At 67.6% G+C, this 17651-nt stretch carries 15 protein-coding genes; 2 read left to right on the forward strand and 13 right to left on the reverse strand.

What is annotated here, in order from left to right:
* Positions 1-97 precede the first annotated feature (97 nt).
* The 8 genes from ACIRPT_RS40290 to ACIRPT_RS40325 all read right to left on the reverse strand — a co-directional run bounded on the left by ACIRPT_RS40290 (position 98) and on the right by ACIRPT_RS40325 (position 9249).
* Positions 98-1126 carry a dihydrodipicolinate reductase gene (locus ACIRPT_RS40290; protein WP_403836777.1) on the reverse strand — a complete coding sequence of 343 codons (1029 nt, stop codon included), beginning with the start codon at positions 1124-1126 and terminating at the stop codon, positions 98-100.
* Positions 1127-1309: 183 nt separating this feature from the next.
* Complete coding sequence (locus ACIRPT_RS40295) at positions 1310-2176, reverse strand: phytanoyl-CoA dioxygenase family protein (protein ID WP_403836779.1); 867 nt, start codon at positions 2174-2176, stop codon at positions 1310-1312.
* A 100-nt stretch (positions 2177-2276) separates the two neighbouring features.
* Complete coding sequence (locus ACIRPT_RS40300; protein ID WP_403836801.1) at positions 2277-3704, reverse strand: aldehyde dehydrogenase family protein; 1428 nt, start codon at positions 3702-3704, stop codon at positions 2277-2279.
* Positions 3705-3781: 77 nt separating this feature from the next.
* Entirely contained in the window at positions 3782-4558 is a 777-nt protein-coding gene (locus ACIRPT_RS40305; RefSeq protein WP_403836781.1) for a gamma-glutamyl-gamma-aminobutyrate hydrolase family protein, read from the reverse strand.
* Positions 4559-4560: 2 nt separating this feature from the next.
* On the reverse strand, positions 4561-5667 hold the full coding sequence (locus tag ACIRPT_RS40310) for a zinc-binding dehydrogenase (RefSeq protein ID WP_403836783.1): 1107 nt from the start codon (positions 5665-5667) through the stop codon (positions 4561-4563).
* Positions 5664-7022 carry a glutamine synthetase family protein gene (locus ACIRPT_RS40315; protein WP_403836803.1) on the reverse strand — a complete coding sequence of 453 codons (1359 nt, stop codon included), beginning with the start codon at positions 7020-7022 and terminating at the stop codon, positions 5664-5666. The genes ACIRPT_RS40310 and ACIRPT_RS40315 overlap by 4 nt, the downstream gene beginning before the upstream one ends.
* Position 7023: 1 nt before the next feature.
* Positions 7024-7629, reverse strand: coding sequence for a hypothetical protein (locus ACIRPT_RS40320; protein ID WP_403836785.1), 606 nt, complete (start codon positions 7627-7629; stop codon positions 7024-7026).
* A 165-nt stretch (positions 7630-7794) separates the two neighbouring features.
* Entirely contained in the window at positions 7795-9249 is a 1455-nt protein-coding gene (locus ACIRPT_RS40325; RefSeq protein ID WP_403836787.1) for a flavin-containing monooxygenase, read from the reverse strand.
* Positions 9250-9526: 277 nt separating this feature from the next.
* Here ACIRPT_RS40325 and ACIRPT_RS40330 point away from each other — a divergent pair, with 277 nt between their 5' ends.
* The gene (locus tag ACIRPT_RS40330; RefSeq protein WP_403836789.1) at positions 9527-11164 is read left to right on the forward strand and encodes a long-chain fatty acid--CoA ligase; all 1638 of its coding nucleotides are present in this window, start codon (positions 9527-9529) and stop codon (positions 11162-11164) included.
* 86 nt (positions 11165-11250) lie between these two features.
* Here the strand turns inward: ACIRPT_RS40330 and ACIRPT_RS40335 are convergent, their stop codons facing one another.
* The 5 genes from ACIRPT_RS40335 to ACIRPT_RS40355 all read right to left on the reverse strand — a co-directional run bounded on the left by ACIRPT_RS40335 (position 11251) and on the right by ACIRPT_RS40355 (position 17360).
* Entirely contained in the window at positions 11251-11838 is a 588-nt protein-coding gene (locus ACIRPT_RS40335; protein WP_403836791.1) for a TetR/AcrR family transcriptional regulator, read from the reverse strand.
* 619 nt (positions 11839-12457) lie between these two features.
* Positions 12458-13534, reverse strand: a complete 1077-nt coding sequence (locus ACIRPT_RS40340; RefSeq protein ID WP_403836793.1) for an alpha/beta hydrolase — start codon at positions 13532-13534, stop codon at positions 12458-12460.
* Positions 13535-13660: 126 nt separating this feature from the next.
* The gene (locus tag ACIRPT_RS40345; RefSeq protein ID WP_403836795.1) at positions 13661-15853 is read right to left on the reverse strand and encodes a SpoIIE family protein phosphatase; all 2193 of its coding nucleotides are present in this window, start codon (positions 15851-15853) and stop codon (positions 13661-13663) included.
* A 153-nt stretch (positions 15854-16006) separates the two neighbouring features.
* Positions 16007-16432 carry a Zn-ribbon domain-containing OB-fold protein gene (locus tag ACIRPT_RS40350; RefSeq protein ID WP_403836797.1) on the reverse strand — a complete coding sequence of 142 codons (426 nt, stop codon included), beginning with the start codon at positions 16430-16432 and terminating at the stop codon, positions 16007-16009.
* A gap of 199 nt (positions 16433-16631) precedes the next feature.
* Positions 16632-17360: a TetR family transcriptional regulator gene (locus ACIRPT_RS40355; RefSeq protein ID WP_403836799.1), complete on the reverse strand. Its 729-nt coding sequence runs from the start codon at positions 17358-17360 to the stop codon at positions 16632-16634.
* 173 nt (positions 17361-17533) lie between these two features.
* Between ACIRPT_RS40355 and ACIRPT_RS40360 the strand changes: the two genes are divergently transcribed.
* The coding region (locus ACIRPT_RS40360; protein ID WP_403515682.1) for an acyl-CoA dehydrogenase family protein at positions 17534-17651 on the forward strand (118 nt) is incomplete at its 3' end.

Raw genomic sequence — 17651 nt, forward strand, 5'->3', positions numbered from 1 at the left:
TCCTATCCGGGTCACCGGGCAGGCGGCCCAGGGAGGGCGCCGGTACCCCGGTGATTGTTGGGCGCCCAGTACCACCGGGCGAGGTCTTACGGGAGCCTCAGGGCGCGACACGCGCACCTTTGCTGGCCAAGGCGCCTACCGGCAGGTCCTCGACGGTGCGGAAACCCGGCGCCGCCTCGACGACCGCAGTCACGGCGTTCGATGCCATGGCCACGGTGGAGAGAAAGCTCTCGAACCCTCCGGGCACTGCGACTTCGATGGTCTGCTCACGCCCGACGATCAGGAGTCCGTCGCCGCGTTCGACAGCGTCCTGCGGGGCGAAGATGCCGAAGCGGGTGGCCAATTCGATGACAGCCTTCCCCTGCCGCAGTCCACGAGCCCGGTGCAAGACGCTGGTCACGGTTCCTGCGGCGATGACGGTGTGCTGCCCCTTGCGTTCCGTTTCCGCGATCATGTCTCGCTCGACGGCATCGACCTCGATCGAGTTGAGATCCCACTCCAGTCCTCGAGCCAGGGCGCCGATACTCTGCGCGAAGCCGACGTGCCCCATGACGCGGCCCGCATCACGCTCGGCGTCGAACTCGGCCGGCGTGAGACCCAGCCCGAACTTCCTCAGGATCGCGCCGTAGTGCCTCATGTCCGCCGTACGCCGCACGGACACGCGGTCCACCCCGAGCGTGAGGCCGCTCAGCACCAGCGGAAGCGTGTCCATCAGCATCCCCGGATTGCAACCGGTGCCGAGTACGGAGACACCGTGTTCGCGCGCGAGCCGATCCAGGCGAGCCACCGCCTGAGCGTGGCTGCGGGTCGGATCCCGCAACTCCTCGCAGATCGACACGACGTTCGTCCCACGCTCGACAAGGGCGGCGACGGTCGGTTCTATCGCGTCGACCCAGGACGACGTGGCGACCACAGCCACGTCGGCAGGCGGCAGCTCCGCGACGGAGGAGACCACAGGGACACGCGGCGCACCGGCGACGAAGTCGGCGAAAGGCACTCCGGCCTTCTCCACCCCGATGTCCAGCGCACCCAGCAGTTCGCAGTCGCGTCGGCTCACCAGTGACTCGGCGATGGCGATGCCTGTGGCGCCGAGTCCGACGACGACAACACCGGTTGCCTCGGTCATGTTCGAGTGCCTCCTTCGGCACACACGGGACAACGGCACCGACTCCGGTGTCACCTGGGTCAACGAGCAGGAACAGGGGCCCGCCCTTGTCGATGTCCCGCAGAGGACCGACGGAGGGTCCTCTGCGGGACATCTCGCCCTCACGGCGTCGGCGACCGGGCCACGTGAACCGAGGGGCGGCTCTCAGAGCTTGAGATGGTCGCCCAGGTCGGCGTAGTCGACCTGCCACAGGCCGGGAGAGCCCGTCGGGTACTGGGAGCGGAAGCCGAGCATGCGCTGGACACGCGGCGAGAGCGTCTTGGCGAGCTCCAGGTCGACCAGGAAGGGGTATGCCTCCTCACCGGTGAGAAAGCCCGGGTTGACGGCGAAGGCCACAGCGCGCCGGTACTCGTCGCCGGTCCGGTTCGCCCCGCCGCCGTGCGCGGTCTTGCCGCTGAACAGAAGGGCGTCTCCGGCATTCATGTCCGCGGGAACCGTCTGCTCGGGAGTCCCGCGGTCCTCGAAGTCGCTCCAGTGGTTGCTCCCGGGGATGACGCGGGTGGCGCCGTTCTCCTCGGTGAAATCGGTCAGGGCGATCAGGAAGTTGAGGGTGACTTCGGGGCCGGCGGGTCCCATTCCAATGAACGGGAACCAGTTCTCCAGGTCCCGGTGCAGCGGCTGTGCCTGGCTGTTGGGGCCGATCTCGATCACCTGCGCGGTGGTCATCCAGTACGTGCCCGACTCCTGAAGGAAGGTCAGGTCGCAGACCTCGTGGACCAGGGGATGTTCGATGATCTCGCTGCGGAACGTGGGGCTGTGCGTGACCAGGTTCGTGAGTCGCTTGGTGTTGCTGCCGTGGAACGCGGCGACCAGCTCGTTTTCGTGGGTCGAGCCCGGGCTGAGCGCCTGCATCGGCGGCGCGATCTCGGCGTTGAAGCGGTTGATCTGTTCCTTCGTCAGGAAGTTCTTGACGATGACGCCGCCGTCGCGGGTCAGGATCTTGCGAATCTCCTCCACCGACGTGTCAGCCGCCACCGACACCAAGGTCTGGCCCTGCTTCTGTGCTGCCATGTGAATCCTCTCCCTCAATCTCAATTCCGGTTGACCGACCGCTCGATCAGCCGCGCCATCCCGGCTTCCCCGGTCGACCGCGCCTCGTCTTCGCGACGGATCAGGCGAGTTCGATCCAGGTCGTCTTCAAGGTCGTGAACTTCTCCAGGCCGTGGAGGCTCCGGTCCGACCCGTGGCCGGAGAGCTTCTGACCACCGAACGGCACCGAGGTGTCGCCCTCCTCGTAGCAGTTGACCCAGACCAGGCCGGCCTGGATCTCCCGCGCCAGGCGGTGGGCCCGAGCGAGGTCGCTGGTCCAGATCGCGGACCCGAGTCCGTAGTCGGAGTTGTTGGCGATCGCGACTGCCTCCGCATCGTCGCGGAACGTCGTGACCGACAGGACGGGTCCGAAGATCTCGTGCTGGGCGAGGCGGCTGTGCTGGTCCACGTCCACGAAGACCACCGGATCCACGTACAGGCCGTCGGTCCTCTTCCGGTCCGATCCGAGGACGAGCCGGGCTCCCTCCGCGATCCCCTTGCGCACCTCGTCCAGCACGTCGTCACGATGCTGCTCGTATGCGAGCGGCCCCATCGTGGTCTCCGGGTCCAGCGGATCGCCGATCTTGTGACGGCTGAGATGGTCCGCGACTCTGGCGACCAGATCGTCGCGGATGTCCTCGTGTACGAGGAGCCTCGAACCCGCCGTGCACATCTGCCCGCTGTTGAAGGAGATCGCCCAGGCGGCCATCCGCGCGGCCTCGTCGAGGTCCGGCGCATCGGGGAAGACGATGTTGGGGGACTTGCCTCCGAGTTCCAGCCAGACCGGCTTGGCGTTGGACTGTCCGGCGTAGGTCAACAGCCGCTTCCCGACCTCGGTCGAGCCGGTGAAGGTCACCGCGGCGACGTCGTTGTGCAGTGCCAGCGCCGAGCCGACCGTCGCGCCGCTGCCGGTGAGCACCTGGAGCACCCCGGCCGGCAGGCCTGCCTCGGCGGAGAGTTCCGCCGCGCGCAGGAGGGAGAGGGGCGTTTGCGTCGCAGGCTTGACGACGACGCTGTTTCCCGACGCCAGGGCCGCGGGAATCTTGAACATCGACAGCGTCATCGGGAAGTTCCACGGCGTGATCGCGCCCACGACCCCCAGCGGCTCCCGGGTCACCAGGGCGACGGAGCCGTTACGGCCACGTGGAGATTCGTCCATCAGCTTGTCCACGAGTTCGCCGTACCAGCGAATCGTGTTGATCGCGGTGCGCAGTTCGACGGACCATGCCACCGTGACCGGTTTGCCCATCTCGAGCGCGATCAGCAGGGCCAGTTCATCGCGGTGCTGGTCGAGCAGGTCCGCCCAGCGGATCAGCACGGCTCCGCGTTCACGTGGCTCCAGACCCGCCCAGGCCCGGGCCGAGAACGCCTGTCTTGCGCCCTGGACGGCCCGGTCCACGTCGTCGCGGTCCGCACTGGGGACGCCCGCGAAGGGCAGTCCGTCGCGCGGACTGGTGAGGGTGGCCGTCCGGCCGGTCCGCGATGCGGCCCATTCGCCGTCGATCCACATTCCGCTGGGCAGGCTCAGCCGGCTCTTGAGGGCGAGCCAGTCGTTCAGTGAATGTGCGGTGCTCGTCCGGTCCGTGTTCAGCACGTCGCGCCTCCTCTCATGGCGGGGCTGGGAGCGCTCGTCGTCGACACGGCGACGAGCCAGTCGAAGACGGGGTCCGGCGAGGCCATCCACTCGGGATGCCACTGCACCCCCATCACCGGGCTGTCGTCGAGCCTGATGGCTTCGACGACGCCGTCCGCGGTGGTGCCCATGACCGTCAGTCCTCGGCCGAGGCGGCCGACCGCCTGGTGGTGCCAGGAATTGACGACGCGCTGGGGCCCGTACAGCGTGTGAGCGAGGCTGCCCGGCGTGAAGCGGACGCTGTGTTCGTCATCGCCGTCGTCCGGTGCGAAGTTCGGGGATGCGTGGACGATCCGGCCCTCGTCGAGATGCTCGACAAGACTGCCGCCGAGTGCCACGTTGAGCAGCTGATGACCGCGGCATACGCCCAGGATCGGAAGGTTTGCCTGGAGCGCGGCCACGATCAGGGCCGCCTCGTATTCATCCCGTTCGAGGTCCGGCGCATCGTGGTCCCACCTCGGGTCGACCGCGGGGTCGACCCGGGCGGCCCCGCCCCACCGGGAAGGGTGAACGTCCTGCCCGCCAGTGACGATGAGTCCGTCGAGACGATCGATCACGCCTTCCGCGTCGGCATGGAACGGCAGGTTGACAGGTATTCCGCCCGCGGCCGCCACGTTGTCGCCGAACGCACTGAAGTACGAGTTGATGAACTGGAATTGGAAGCGGCGGGACGTCCCTTTCACCATGCCCAGGCCCAGGCGACGGCCCGTGATGCCGATCAACGGCTTCATGTTCACACCTCCCCGACCCGGGCGACGACGCGAATCTCCTGACCGGACGCCAAGGCCTTGAATCCGTCATTGATGCCGGCCAGCTCGCAGCGGGCGGTGACGAGATCGTCGAGGTGGAGCAAACCCATGCGGTTGAAGTGCACGTACAGCGGGACATCGACCTTGAAGTGGCTGGAGCCCATGAACGAGCCCTGGATGCGCTTCTCCTCCAGGAACAGCTCCGCCCCTCGGACCGGAATCGGCTGCGAGTCCGGGATCATGCCCATCACGGTGGCGGTTCCGCCCGGCCGGAGCATGGCGAACGCCTGTCCGGCCGTCGTGCCCGAGCCGACCGCCTCGAACGAGTGGTGCACGCCGGTGCCGGTGATCTCCCGCACCGCCGAAACCGGGTCGGCTTCCCTTGCGTTGACGACGTGCGTCGCGCCGAACCGGACAGCCCGCTCCAGCTTGCCCGGCACGACGTCGATCCCGATGATCTGCGCTGCGCCCGCCAGTTGTGCGGCTTGAACGGCGGCGAAGCCGACCCCGCCCAGTCCGACGACGGCGACGCTGTGCCCCGCATGCACCGAGGCGCTGTGCAGGACCGCGCCCATGCCTGTCGTGACGGCGCAGCCGAGCACACTCGCTGTCTCCAGCCGCATGTCGTCCGGGATGGCGACGAGGCCGTTCCGGTGGACGAGGATCATCTCCGCGAAGGCGCCGATGCCGGCGGTCGGCCGCACCGGCCGACCGTCGCGTTTGGTCAGCCGCGGCCGGGATCGCTGCTGTTGCAGCCGTGAGCGGTTCACGCACAGGGTCTGTCGCCCGGTCACGCAGTACTCGCAGTTTCCGCAGTACACGGACAGGCACGTCACGACCGTGTCCCCCGACGCGAACTCCGATACGCCTGAGCCGACGGTCACGACCCGGCCGACCGCCTCGTGGCCGAGGACGATCGGCGGTTGCGTGGCGAAGGTCCCGTCGATCTCGTGCAGGTCCGAGTGGCACAGACCGGCGTATGCCACCTTCACCAGGACCTCGTCCGGTCCGGGATCGTCGATCACCAGCTCCTCGAGCTCGAGCGAGCCCGGCGCCGTGTTCAGGACGGCGGCCGTGATCCGGGTGCTCATACCAGCTCGAAGTATCGGCTGCGCTCCCACGGCGTGATCCCGCAGTCGGGATCGCCCCCACCCATGGTGTGGAACGACATCCACTCCCACCGGCGCGTGCCGGTCCAGTAGGTGACGAACTCGCTGCCGAGCGCCTCGGGGAGGATCTTGTCCGCCTCCAGTGCCGCGGCCGCTTGGGTGATGCTCGCCGGAATCGGCTCCCCGTAGGGGTGGAACCAGGCCATGCCGGTGAAGGGGGCAGGCGGCTCGAGTTCGTTGCGGACTCCGAAGAGGCCTGCGCCGAGGACAGCCGCACTGACCAGGTACATGTTGGCGTCCGCACCGGGCATGCGGTACTCGATGCGGGATTGCTTCGGGTGGCCCACGACGGCGCGCACCGCCGTCGTCTTGTTGCCGACTCCCCACGTGACGGTCGTGGGCGGACCCTCGGCGGGGATGAGCCGGCGATAGGAGGTGATGAAGGGAAGGGCGAGCGACGTCGTGCCCGCCATCGCCGGCATCAGGCCGCCGATGAACCGGCTCATCACCGCAGACGCACCGTCGGGGCGGTAGAAGGCGTTGCCGTCCTGCGTCTCCAGCGAGAGGTTCAGGTGCGAGGCCTGGCCCCAGGCGTCCGACCACTTCGCCATGAACGTCACGGTCCGCCCGAGCTCGTGGCCCACCTCGCGCATCACCTGGCGGCACCGGGCCCACCGGTCGGCGACCTCGACGACACCGCCCATCGCAACATTGACTTCGATCTGGCCTGCGGCGGCCTCGTCGTTCCAGGCCTCCCAGTCGATGCCGATGGCCCGCAGCCGCTCCTCCACCCGCTCCAGGTAGGCGCGCCAGTCCGCATCCTTGGCGAGCACGTAGGCACCTCCGCTGGTGCCGCCGAGCGGAGTGAGATTCTCGTAGCCCTCGGCGCGGGCTTCGCCAATCGGCTCCTCGAAAACGGTCGCTTCGATCTCGATGGCGGCGTTGACCGTGAAGCCGAGTTGCCGGGCGTCGGCCTCGACGCGGCGCAGGAGGTTGCGCGGGCAGACGGAAACCGGGGTCCCCGCCTTGGTCCAGAAGTCGCCGATGACGGCCGCCTTACCCGGCTTCCACACGCACATCGTGCTGAGGTCGGGGCGAAGGAAGATGTCCTCGAGTTCGCCGCGCCAGGAAGGGAAGGGCACACCGAGGATCGGGAAGCTGCCGAGGTCGTTGCCGAACACGACATCCGCAAAGGCGAATCCCTGCTCGACACCGCTCAGGAACTTGTCTCGTGACAGGGTCTTTCCGATGAACGTCCCGTCGAGGTTGGTCGCCTGGATCTCGACGGAGGTGACGCCGTGCTCACCCAGCCAACGGTCAAGCTCATCCATGGTCATCTCAGCCACCGAATCTCACCTTCCAGTGCGCGCCACACATCGTCGACAGTTGCCCCACGCTGCCGACGACTGTGACGCCGGTCGCGAGAGCGAACAGAAAGGAATCACCGCGGCCGCTGAACGCCGCCGCCAGCGCATCGGCGGGACCATGCACCTCGTACGCCCGCGAGCCCTCGCCGAAGTGCACCTCCTGCTCCTCGGTCTGGCAGACCACGCGGAGCCGCTCGGGGAACCCCTTCGAGCCCTGGTTCGCCGCCCAGAAGGAGGACGCGGCATCACGCCACGCGGGGAGCGGCGGGCTCAGCAGTGTCGCGACTGCCGAGGCGAGCGGGTCAGGCGTCGCAGCGAGCGCGTACTCGGAAAAGGGCACGAGGGGGATCGCTTCGAGACCCAGGTCCACGCCGTGGTGCACGTCCACGCCGCCGTCGGCGAAGACCAGGGTCGCAGCCTGGGAGTCCAGCCCCGATCGCAGTGCCACTTTGCCGGCCAACCCCGTGAGCAGATCACGAAGTTCGGGGACCGCCGCGCTCTCGCGCAAGACCCTCGCCAGCGAGAGCACGAGCGGAGTCGGATCCGCCTCGACCTCGATTCTCACAGCGCCACTCATGGGCACTCACCTCAATCATTCGCGGCCGGACACGGGGCCGGCGCCATTCACAGAGTCTTGACCAACTGACTTGTTCAAATGACTAAGTCATTTGATTCGACGGTAGTCCCGGTTAAGGGCGGGTGTCAACCACATGGCGGCACAGAAATCGGCTCTTGCCCGGCGCTATGCGAAGCGCAGGACGCCGTCCTCGAAAGGCGCGCCCAGGAGGTCCTTCATCTGCTCGTGCACCTGGGGATTGATCCACGGCTCGCGGTCGCCCTGGGCCGGCATGTCGTCCATGTGGCGCACGAGGTAGCCCGAGGAGACGTCCTTGATCCAGGGCCCCCTTGGCATGCCCCGGTCCTCGTCGCGCAGAACAGGCGTCACGACCGCCGCACCCAGCTCGTCCATCCTGGTGAGCAGCGAGCTCCAGAACTGGTTGACCAGTTCGAGGCGGAGAGTCCAGGAGGAGTTGAGGTAGCCGAAGGCCATGAGGAGGTTCGGAACCCCGCTGAACGCGACCCCCTTGTAGGTGAACGTCTTCGAGAAGTCGATCGGCTCACCGCCCCTGCTGAACCGGATCTTTCCCAACGTGACGAGTTGCAGGCCGGTCGCGGTCACGATGACGTCGGCCGGCACCTCCTCGCCGGATGTCATGCGAAGGCCACTCTCCGTGAACGTCTCGATGTGCCCCGTCACCACGTCGGCCCTGCCGTCCCGGATGGCGTGGAAGAGGTCCCCGTTGGGCACCAGGCACAGGCGCTGGTCCCAGGGCTCGTAAGCCGGGGTGAAGTGCCTCTCCCGGCAGTCACGGCCGACGATCTTCTCGATGTCATCGAAGAGGGGCATCTTGAAGGCCTGGGGGTCCATGCGTGCGAACCGGTACTTCACTTGCTGGTCCTGGAGGTTGCGCAGCCGGGTCCGCGTGAACGCCTCCTGGCTTCCCACGTCCGCGCGCAGCCGGTTGGCCTCCTCGTCGACATCGGAGTCGATGGCCACATAGGAAGGCGACCGCTGCACCATCGTGACCTTCGATGCGGTCCGGGCGAGGGCAGGGACCAGGGTGATCGCGGTGGCGCCGGATCCGATGACGGCGACCCGCTTTCCGGTGCAGTCGAGGTCGGCCGGCCATTGCTGGGGGTGGACGATCGCTCCGCGGAATGCCGCCTGGCCGGGAAACTCCGGCGTGTGGCCACTGTTGTGGTCGTAGTAGCCCGCGGCCATGTAGAGGTAGGAGCAGGCAACGAGCTCGCGACCGGCGGGGCCGGCGACCTCCAGGATCCAGGCGCGGTCGTCCTGCGACCAGTCGGCACCGACAACCCGGCACTCAAGGCGGATGTGCGGCCTCAGGCCGTACTCATCGACGGTCTCCTTCAAGTAGTCGAGGATGGCCTCACCGGAGGCGATCGACTTCTCGGCGGTCCACGGCTTGAAGCTGTACCCCAGCGTGAACATATCGCTGTCGGACCGGATCCCGGGGTACCGGAACAGGTCCCATGTGCCCCCGACGTCGGCGCGCGCCTCGAGCATGACGAAAGACCGCCCGGGGTGCTTCGCCTTCAGTTCGACCGCCGCCGCGATGCCCGAGAGGCCGGCGCCGACGATCACCACGTCGACGCGCTCAATGGTTTGGTCCATAACGGTCACTTCCCGCCTTGTTCACACGATGCGTTTCAGCACGTCGGACCGGCCCGGCACCACGTGACCGGACTTCCCGGCCGCCCTCGGCAGGGCATTGCGACGGCCTCGCAAAGCTGGGTAGAGTCATCTGACTAGATCTGTTGTCTAAATCATTCGCCCAAATTTGGGCCGGCGTCAACCCCGGCCGCGTCGATCACGCCCTCCGCGACCCGGGGCACCAGCTGCTGCGCACCGCGCATGCCGACACGGCGACCTCCCAGCCAAGGAGCAAAAAATGCTGAGCACGATGCAGGACGGGCCACTGTCGCTCGCCAATCTGCTGCGCTACGCGGCCTCCGTGCACGCCGACACCACTGTCACCACATGGACGGGCTCCACCACGCGCCGGCGTACGTTCGGTGAACTCGGCGCACGGGCCGGGCAGTTGGCGAACGCCCTGCGCGGCCTGGGCGTCGGGGCTTTCGACCGCGTGGCGACGTTCATGTGGAACAACACCCAGCACATGGAGGTCTACGCCACGGTCCCCGCCATGGGCGCGGTTCTTCACGCCCTGAACATCCGCCTCTCCTCCGAGCAGCTCGTGTTCATCGCCCACCACGCCGAGGATCGTGTGGTGTTCGTGGACGGGTCGCTCTCGTCCGCTTTCGAGGAGGTGCTCCCCCGGCTCCGTACCGTGCGCCATGTGATCCTCGTGAACGGTGACGCGGCCGGCTTCCGCGCGCCTCGCGGGGTCGAGGTTCACAGCTATGAGGCGCTCCTCGAGGCTCAGCCCGGCGTGTACGACTTCCCGGTGCTGGACGAACGCTCAGCCGCGGCGATGTGCTACACCTCGGGCACCACAGGCGACCCCAAAGGCGTGGTGTACTCCCACCGCTCGCTCTTCTTGCACGCGATGCACGTGACCACTCCGGCCGCGATGGGGCTGTCGACGAGCGACAGGTGCCTGGCGATCGTGCCGATGTTCCACGTCAACGCGTGGAGCCTGCCGTTCGCGTGCATGCTCTCCGGCGCGTCACTTCTCATGCCCGACCGCTTCCTGCAACCAGAGCCACTGCTGGCCATGATGGAAGCGGAGCGACCGACCCACGCCGCCGCCGTACCGACTATCTGGACGGGGCTTGCCGGCAGGCTCGCCACCCACCCCCAGGACATCAGCTACCTTCGCGAAGTCGTCGTGGGGGGCGCGGCCATGCCGCCCACGCTGATGAAGACCTTCGAAGAGCATCACCGGGTCAAGGTCGTGCACGGCTGGGGGATGACCGAGACCTCATCCGTGGGCACGGTCGCCCACCCGCCGGCCCATGCGACCGGTGAAGTCCTGTGGCGCTACAGGATGAGCCAAGGAAGGTTCGCGCCGCTTGTCGAGTTCCGACTCATGGGCGACAACAACGCCCCCGTACCCAACGACGGCGAGTCGCTCGGCGAACTAGAGGTGAGCGGCCCCTGGATCACGGGCTCTTATTACAGCCCGAGCCATGAGGCGATCGAAGCCGACTCCTTCGACGACGGATGGCTGCGGACCGGTGACGTCGGCCGGATAAGCCCCGACGGATTCCTCACCCTCGTCGACCGCGCGAAGGACGTCATCAAGTCCGGCGGCGAATGGATCTCCTCCATCGATATGGAGAACGACATCATGGCGCATCCCGCGGTCGCCGAGGCGGCCGTCTTCGGCGTCCCCGACGAGCGCTGGGACGAACGACCCTGCGTGGCCGTCGTCCTGAGGACCGGCGAGCCGGCCGACGCCACGGTACTGAGGGAACACCTGGCTGAGAGCTGGGCCAAGTGGCAGCTCCCGGAACGCTGGGCTTTCGTCGCCGAGATCCCCAAGACCAGCGTGGGGAAATTCGACAAGAAGGTTCTCCGTCGTCAGTACGCCGATCGCCGACTCGCCTTCATTCACCTGGATTAGGACTGCGACCCGACGACAGGCGGGCTCGTACTGCGGCGTTTCCGGCATCCGTTCCGGCGTCCGGAAACGCCGCCCCTTCAGGCGGACTATCGCTCACTCTCACCCAGGAAGGCCTTCAGCATCGCGCAGGCGGTCGCCGTGTCGCGCAGCGTACGCTCCTTGTCGCCGTTCGTGAGCATCTGCAGCGAGAGCCCGTCGACCATGGACATCGCGACCCTTACGACCGAGTGCAGCTCCTCGTCCGAGAGCGGCACGTCGACCTGACGCAGGGCGGCCTCCGACGACTTGAGGAAGGCGTCGTAGAAGCTGACGGAAAGCTCGGGGTCGTGGCGCTCGGCCCACAGCGTGACCTCGATCATGGCCCGTATCCGGACCGGGTTCTCCACACTCCACCGCATGGCGCGCGTCAAGCACTGCTCTATGACGCGCCCCAGAGTCGCGTTCTCGCCCTCCGGCAGATCGGCATCGACGGGCATCTCTTCAGAGAGCTGCGTGAAGACGGCGAGCAGGAGGTTTTCCTTGTTCTGAAAGCAGTAATGGAGGGAAGCGAGAGGCGCCTTGGCCTCATCAGCGATCTTCCGGGTGGTGGCTCCGTCGGCACCCTCGCGAGCGATCACCTTCACAGCCGCCTCGATCAACTGTTCCCGCCGCGCATTCGCTGACACGTGCGCCATACAACCCTCCCAGGCGAAGTGACTCAGTCATTTGAACTACTTAACGGTATCACGGCCCAACCATTGACTTTGGCGAAACGGCGTGGTCAGCCTGCTTGCGAACCCGGCGCGCGCTTGCACCTCTTCGAGGGACGCCGCCAAGCGGGCTGACGAAGTCCCGCTGATCGCTTCCAGCGGGACTTCGTTGATGATGCCTCGCGTCCGACAGGCTGGCGGGAGATGACCGTCGGCGAGGCTGCTCGGCGGGCGAAGGCGCCCGAGCCGTCGGCCGGGAACTGGCAGCCCAATTCCTGGAGTTCGTCCGGTCGGTGCCGGCGGCCGGGAAGTCCGGCACCGTAGCCGGGAACAGCAACTCGACGCCCGGGTAGCAGACTTGCCCCAGGCGCTGGGCGAGGCCGCGGTCGACCTCCGAGAGTGGAAGACGTCCGCCGCGCCGGCTGCCCCCTTCGAGAACCTCGGTGCGATCCGCGTGGACGCAGGCATGCCAACGGGCTGCAACCGGTGGGCCATGCTCTGGAGGGTTCCTTTGAACGCCTTCCAGATCGCATTCGAGGGCCACCGCCCTGACACCTCAAAGCCAAGGTCAGCCGTTAACTCGGCACACCCCTGGGTGGCTCGATCACGAGGGGAGAGCCCTGTCGGTGAAGACGTTGCGGAGGCTGGCGCATGCGTCCGCGACGGCTTCGGCGGCCTTGGCGAAGGTGCCGGTCTCGGTGAAGAACCCGTGGTACACACCTGGATAGCGGCGGTGCAGCACCGGGACGCCTGCCACCTCGAGCCGGTGCGCGTACGCCTCGGCGTCGTCGCGCAGGCAATCCACTTCCGCCGTGATGATGTGGGCAGGGGCGAGACCGGCCAGGGTCGGAGCCTGAAGGGGCGTCAGGAGTGAACTGGGAGCCACGCCGTCGTCGCCCACGTACTGACGCCGAAACCATTGTGCATCGGCGGTCCCCATCAAGGGTGCGTCCGCGAACTCGGTCCAGGACGGGCGGGCGAAGGAGTCGTCCACCGCCGGGTAGACGAGGATCTGGAGCGCCGGCTGAGGCAGTCCGCGGCTGCGCAGGTCCAGGCAGAGCGCCGCCGCCAGACTTCCGCCGGCCGAGTCGCCGCCGACCGCGATGCGGTGACTGTCAACGCCAAGGGCCGCCGCGTTTTCGATGAGCCAGCCGTGAGCTGCCCTGGTGTCGTCGATGGCGGCGGGATACGGATGCTCGGGGGCCAGTCGATAGTCAACCGAGACCACCACACACCCGGCGTGAATGCTGAAGAGACGGCACACTTCGTCGACGCCGTCCAGGCTGCCGACCGTAAAGCCCCCGCCATGGAGATAGAGCAGGCAGGGCAGGCCGGCAGACCCCGTGCGGGGCGCGTGCGGCCGGTAGATGCGAACCGGCAGGGAGGGGTGCATCCCGCCCGGCCCGGTCCAGGTCGCGCTCGCTTCCGTTACGGATGCGACCTGGGTGAGTCGGGGCGGGGCCTGCGGGGCCGTGAACCTCCGCACTCCCTCCAGCCCGAGAGTGTGCAGAGGCTGTGGGAGCACCTCGGCCAGAAAGTCGGCTGCCCGGAGCGACTCGGGGTCGAGGAGGCTGCGCCAACCGGGCGGCGGCTCCACCCCTGTCTCCGCGGGCCCTGCACAGGCCGGGCTGCCGTCCAGGCCGGGAGACGGTGTCGATCGCTTGACGGGGGGAGTAGTCACAGGGGTGCTCCTTGCGCAGGGGCCATGACACGATCGAGCCGATGAGACATGGTCGCAAGACTAGATCATATGACCATTTCCGGGAATGCCTACCGCGGAAAAGGCCCCACCAGCACGACGGCGATGTCACCGGCCGTGGTCGGCCCTCCGGCCGGCCGGGAGGGCTTGTTCGGCCCAGATGACCTTTCCCTCACGGCTGTGTCGTGTGCCCCAGCGTTCGGTGAGCTGGGCTACCAGGAGAAGTCCGCGGCCGCCCTCGTCGGAGACCCGGGCGCGGCGCAGATGCGGGGCGGTGCTGCTGGCGTCGAAGACCTCGCAGGTCAGGGTGGACTGGAGAATCATCCGCAGCTGGACGGGGCTCTTGCCGTAGCGGATCGCGTTCGTCACCAGTTCGCTGACGATGAGTTCCGTGGCGAAGGAGAGCTCCTCCAGCCCCCAGGCGGCCAGTACATCGGATGCGAAGCCACGGGCCCCGGATACGGCCGCCGGATCCGACGGGAGGTCCATTGCCGCAACATGGTCGGGGTCGAGGGCTCGGGTCCGGGCCACCAGAAGAGCGACGTCATCGGCAGGACGGCTGGGCAACAGCGCGGCCAGCAGCCGGTCACAGGTCTCCTCCAGCGACTGCGGCGACTCCGGCGCCGAAGTGAGGACATCGCGCAGCAGCGTGAGGGCGACGTCCACGTCACGAGTGCGGTCGGCGATCAGGCCGTCGGTGAACAGGGCCAGCAGGCTGCCCTCCGGCAGCTCGAACTCCGTGGTTTCGAAGGGGAGTCCGCCCAGGCCGAGGGGCGGACCGATCGGCACCTCGGGCAACTCGACCACGCCGGCGACCTGGCTGCCGTGGGTGGTCGAAGGGGCAATCACGGTCGGCGGCACATGCCCGGCACTGGCCAGGGAGCACAGACGGGAGACGGGGTCGTAGACCGCGTACAGGCAGGTGGCGCTGGTTTCACCCTCGTCCCGCGACTCCTCGCGTTGCATCCGGATGACCACGTCGTCCAGATGCGTGAGGAGCTCATCAGGCATGAGGTCGATGTCGGCGAAGGAGCGGACGGCGGTGCGGAGCCGGCCCATGGCGGCGGCGGCGTGCAGGCCACGACCGACGACGTCGCCCACGACGAGCGCGACGCGGGACCCGGACAGCGGAATCACGTCGTACCAGTCACCGCCCACGCCCGCGCGGGACCCGGCGGGCAGATAGCGAGAGGCCGTTTCGACGGCCGACTGTTTCACCGCGTGCCGGGGCAGCAGGTTCCGCTGGAGGGCGAGCGCGGTGGAACGCTCATGGGTGTACCGGCGGGCGTTGTCGATGTACACCGCTGCCCTGGAGGCGATCTCCTGCGCCAACAGGAGATCGTCATCGTCGAACGGGACAGGGGTGCGATGGCGCACGAACTGCACGAGGCCCAGGGTGTCTCCGCGGGCATGCAAGGGCACGAGGAGAATCGAATGGAGGCCGAGGGTGCGCAGAACTCGGCCATGGGACTCGGACGGCGCCATCCATGCGGGCATCTCGCCGCCAGCGATGTGGTGCAGGACCGATCGTCCCGTGGCCAGTGTGCGAGCGGGTTCCGAGCCGTCGGCGTAGGAGTGGGCCTGACCGATGCGGAGCAGGGACTCCGGACAGCCGTCGAGGACGGAGCGCTGGGCGACGCGGCGCTGTGTCAGCGCTTCCGGCGAACCCGTGCCCGCTTCGTCGAGAACGGAGTCGAAGAGATCGACGGCGACGAGGTCGGCGAAGTCCTCGGTGCAGACCTCCGTCAGCTCCTGTGCGGTGCGGGTGACTTCGAGCGTGGTCCCGATTCGCTTGCTCGCCTCGTTGGTGAGGGCGAGCCGGCGCTGCAGCAGACGGTCGCGCTCCTCCTGGTAGGCGGCGACGACCTCCTCTGAGGACCGGTCCACATAGTCGAAGGCGATCACGACCAGTCTCATCGTCGCGAGGTGAATCACTTGCCAGTCGCTGGTGAGGCGGGAGGCTTCGGCTTGCACCAGTTCGAGCAGACTGAGGTGGCCGAGCCGGAAGCCACGCAGGAGTCTGCTCACCGGGATCCCTCGCCGGGCGTAGAGGCGCCCCCCTTCCAAGGCGATCAGAGGAGCCTTCCACGCGCTGACATCGGGGTTCGTCTCCAGCAGATCCAGAAAGGCGGTGACGTGCTGGGCCGTCTCGTCCAAGGTCAGAGCCGCGAGGTCCGCGTCCTCACCCAGCTCGGGAAGCTCGCTGTCCAGGCGCTGGAGCAGCAGGCCGGCCAGCTCGTTCACCTGTGGCCTGAGGTGGCGGGCCAGCTGGCCGAGGAACGCATCGACGTCGGTTTCCATAGTGAAAATGTACGGAAAGACCCTGGCGAGCGCCCGGAGCATGCCCTGGAGCAGGTGATGCGGGCATCAGGCTCCGAACGCCGGCTGACCCCGGTCGCCGGCATCGGCACGCTGTGGCTCTGGCTCCTGCCCGGCCTTGGCGCAGGCCGCCTTTCATGCCTCGCAGAGCCGGAAGAGAAGCTCTCGCGGGGCCGCTTCGCCCCCCATGGCCAGCTCTACCAGGTTCCCGACGTGCACAGCGCCCGGGGGTGTGCCGACAATCCTGGCACGCAGCCGGAACCCCTCCCCCATCTCGATAATGGCGAGCGTGCGCGGAGCTCCCGTGCTGCGGCCGACGACGGCGATGTGATGGATGGTGCCGACGCCGGCACTACGCTCCCCGACCATGTCGGTGTTGGCGCAGACGGGGCACAGCAGGCGTCGAAAGACCGCGGTGCGGCACCAACGGCATCGCTGGAAGTAGAGCTTGCCTGCCACTACGTCGCCCGGATGTTCCGCATCGGGCTGGTTCGGGCCGATGTGGTTCTCCACAGCGACTGGGGCGCAGCCCCGATCGACGGCATTGCTGTCTGCGGACATGACCGATCCCTGGAACACGGTGTCAACTCCCTGCAAGCGGCCGGAAATCATCCGAAGCATTCCGCGACGAAGGAGACGGTCGGCCTCCGTCGCAGATCTGGCACCCCGGTACCCTCACACAGCACCGGCGCACGCTCGACAGAGTATGGCACTGAGTGCCACACGTAAAGGCACTGAGTTCCCTGTGACGACGCCCGGGTCAGCCCTCGTCGAGCGTGGCTTCGATCTCGCGGACCACGCGCCACATCGGCGTCCTGCGCTTGGCGATGAGCACCACGACATCATCCGCTTCCCGGCCGCCGCCCCCCTGCCCCTCGTCGTCCGGGCACCAGGTGCCGTGCACGAACTCGAGAGCGTGATCCAGGTGGGATGCGACGTCCCCCTGCCCGCCCGAGCGGAGCCACGAGCGCAGGACGTTGTTGTGAGCGGCAACCACCGAAGCGGCGATGGAATCGGCGCGCAGGGTGCCGTCCGACCAGCCGGCGTAGCACCGGCGCAGGTAGTCGGCCATGGCACGCTCATAGCGCCAGACCACGGAGAGTTCGTGGCTGCGCAGTCCGGGGACGCTCTTGATCAGGCGGTATCGCCGTACCGAAAAGGCGGCGTCAGCGGCGTACATCCGCAGGACAAGACGAGCGGCGTCGCATACCTTCCGAACGGGCTCGTCCACGCCTTCCTGCGCGAGGAACGCCGTCATCTCCGTCAGACACAGCTCGTGGTCGGGGAAGACCACCGCTTCCTTGGTCGGGAAGTAGCGGAAGAAGGATCTGCGCCCCACACCGGCGAGCTTGACGATGTCATCGATCTTGGTTTGCTCGAACCCGCGCTCCAGGAACAACTCGAAGGCCGCCTCGATGAGAGCACCTCTCACCGAGGGCTTCGTCGTGCCGTCGTCGACTCCGGGTGAGTGCTCCTGCGCCTCGCTCATGCCGGGAACATAGCACCGGCCGAAGGAGCCTTCGCCGCAGGCCGCACCCCGTCCCTCGCACGCGGTAACCATCTAGACAATGGCACTGAGTGCTCTTACATTAGGGTACTGAGTGCCGCATCCATACTGCTCCTCCCTCAGGAGCGACCCGAGCAGACGGGGATTTCGCTGTCATGGTTCAGCACTTCGACCTTTTCCGGCCTTCGGAGGAGCACGACATGCTCCGCGAGTCGGTGCGTGCGCTCGCCGAGGCGAAGATCGCGCCGTTCGCCGCCGCGGTGGACGAGGAGG

Source organism: Streptomyces sp. NPDC101227 (genome assembly GCF_044767545.1).
Taxonomy (GTDB): domain Bacteria; phylum Actinomycetota; class Actinomycetes; order Streptomycetales; family Streptomycetaceae; genus Streptomyces.

Bases quoted from the DNA above. Each gene is read 5' to 3' on its own strand.
- ACIRPT_RS40300 (WP_403836801.1), bottom strand. From the start codon at position 3,704: ATGTGGATCGACGGCGAATGGGCCGCATCGCGGACCGGCCGGACGGCC.
- ACIRPT_RS40295 (WP_403836779.1), bottom strand. From the start codon at position 2,176: ATGGCAGCACAGAAGCAGGGCCAGACCTTGGTGTCGGTGGCGGCTGAC.
- ACIRPT_RS40305 (WP_403836781.1), bottom strand. From the start codon at position 4,558: ATGAAGCCGTTGATCGGCATCACGGGCCGTCGCCTGGGCCTGGGCATG.
- ACIRPT_RS40330 (WP_403836789.1), top strand. From the start codon at position 9,527: ATGCTGAGCACGATGCAGGACGGGCCACTGTCGCTCGCCAATCTGCTG.
- ACIRPT_RS40325 (WP_403836787.1), bottom strand. From the start codon at position 9,249: ATGGACCAAACCATTGAGCGCGTCGACGTGGTGATCGTCGGCGCCGGC.
- ACIRPT_RS40310 (WP_403836783.1), bottom strand. From the start codon at position 5,667: ATGAGCACCCGGATCACGGCCGCCGTCCTGAACACGGCGCCGGGCTCG.
- ACIRPT_RS40315 (WP_403836803.1), bottom strand. From the start codon at position 7,022: ATGACCATGGATGAGCTTGACCGTTGGCTGGGTGAGCACGGCGTCACC.
- ACIRPT_RS40320 (WP_403836785.1), bottom strand. From the start codon at position 7,629: ATGAGTGGCGCTGTGAGAATCGAGGTCGAGGCGGATCCGACTCCGCTC.
- ACIRPT_RS40345 (WP_403836795.1), bottom strand. From the start codon at position 15,853: ATGGAAACCGACGTCGATGCGTTCCTCGGCCAGCTGGCCCGCCACCTC.
- ACIRPT_RS40350 (WP_403836797.1), bottom strand. From the start codon at position 16,432: ATGTCCGCAGACAGCAATGCCGTCGATCGGGGCTGCGCCCCAGTCGCT.
- ACIRPT_RS40335 (WP_403836791.1), bottom strand. From the start codon at position 11,838: ATGGCGCACGTGTCAGCGAATGCGCGGCGGGAACAGTTGATCGAGGCG.
- ACIRPT_RS40355 (WP_403836799.1), bottom strand. From the start codon at position 17,360: ATGAGCGAGGCGCAGGAGCACTCACCCGGAGTCGACGACGGCACGACG.
- ACIRPT_RS40290 (WP_403836777.1), bottom strand. From the start codon at position 1,126: ATGACCGAGGCAACCGGTGTTGTCGTCGTCGGACTCGGCGCCACAGGC.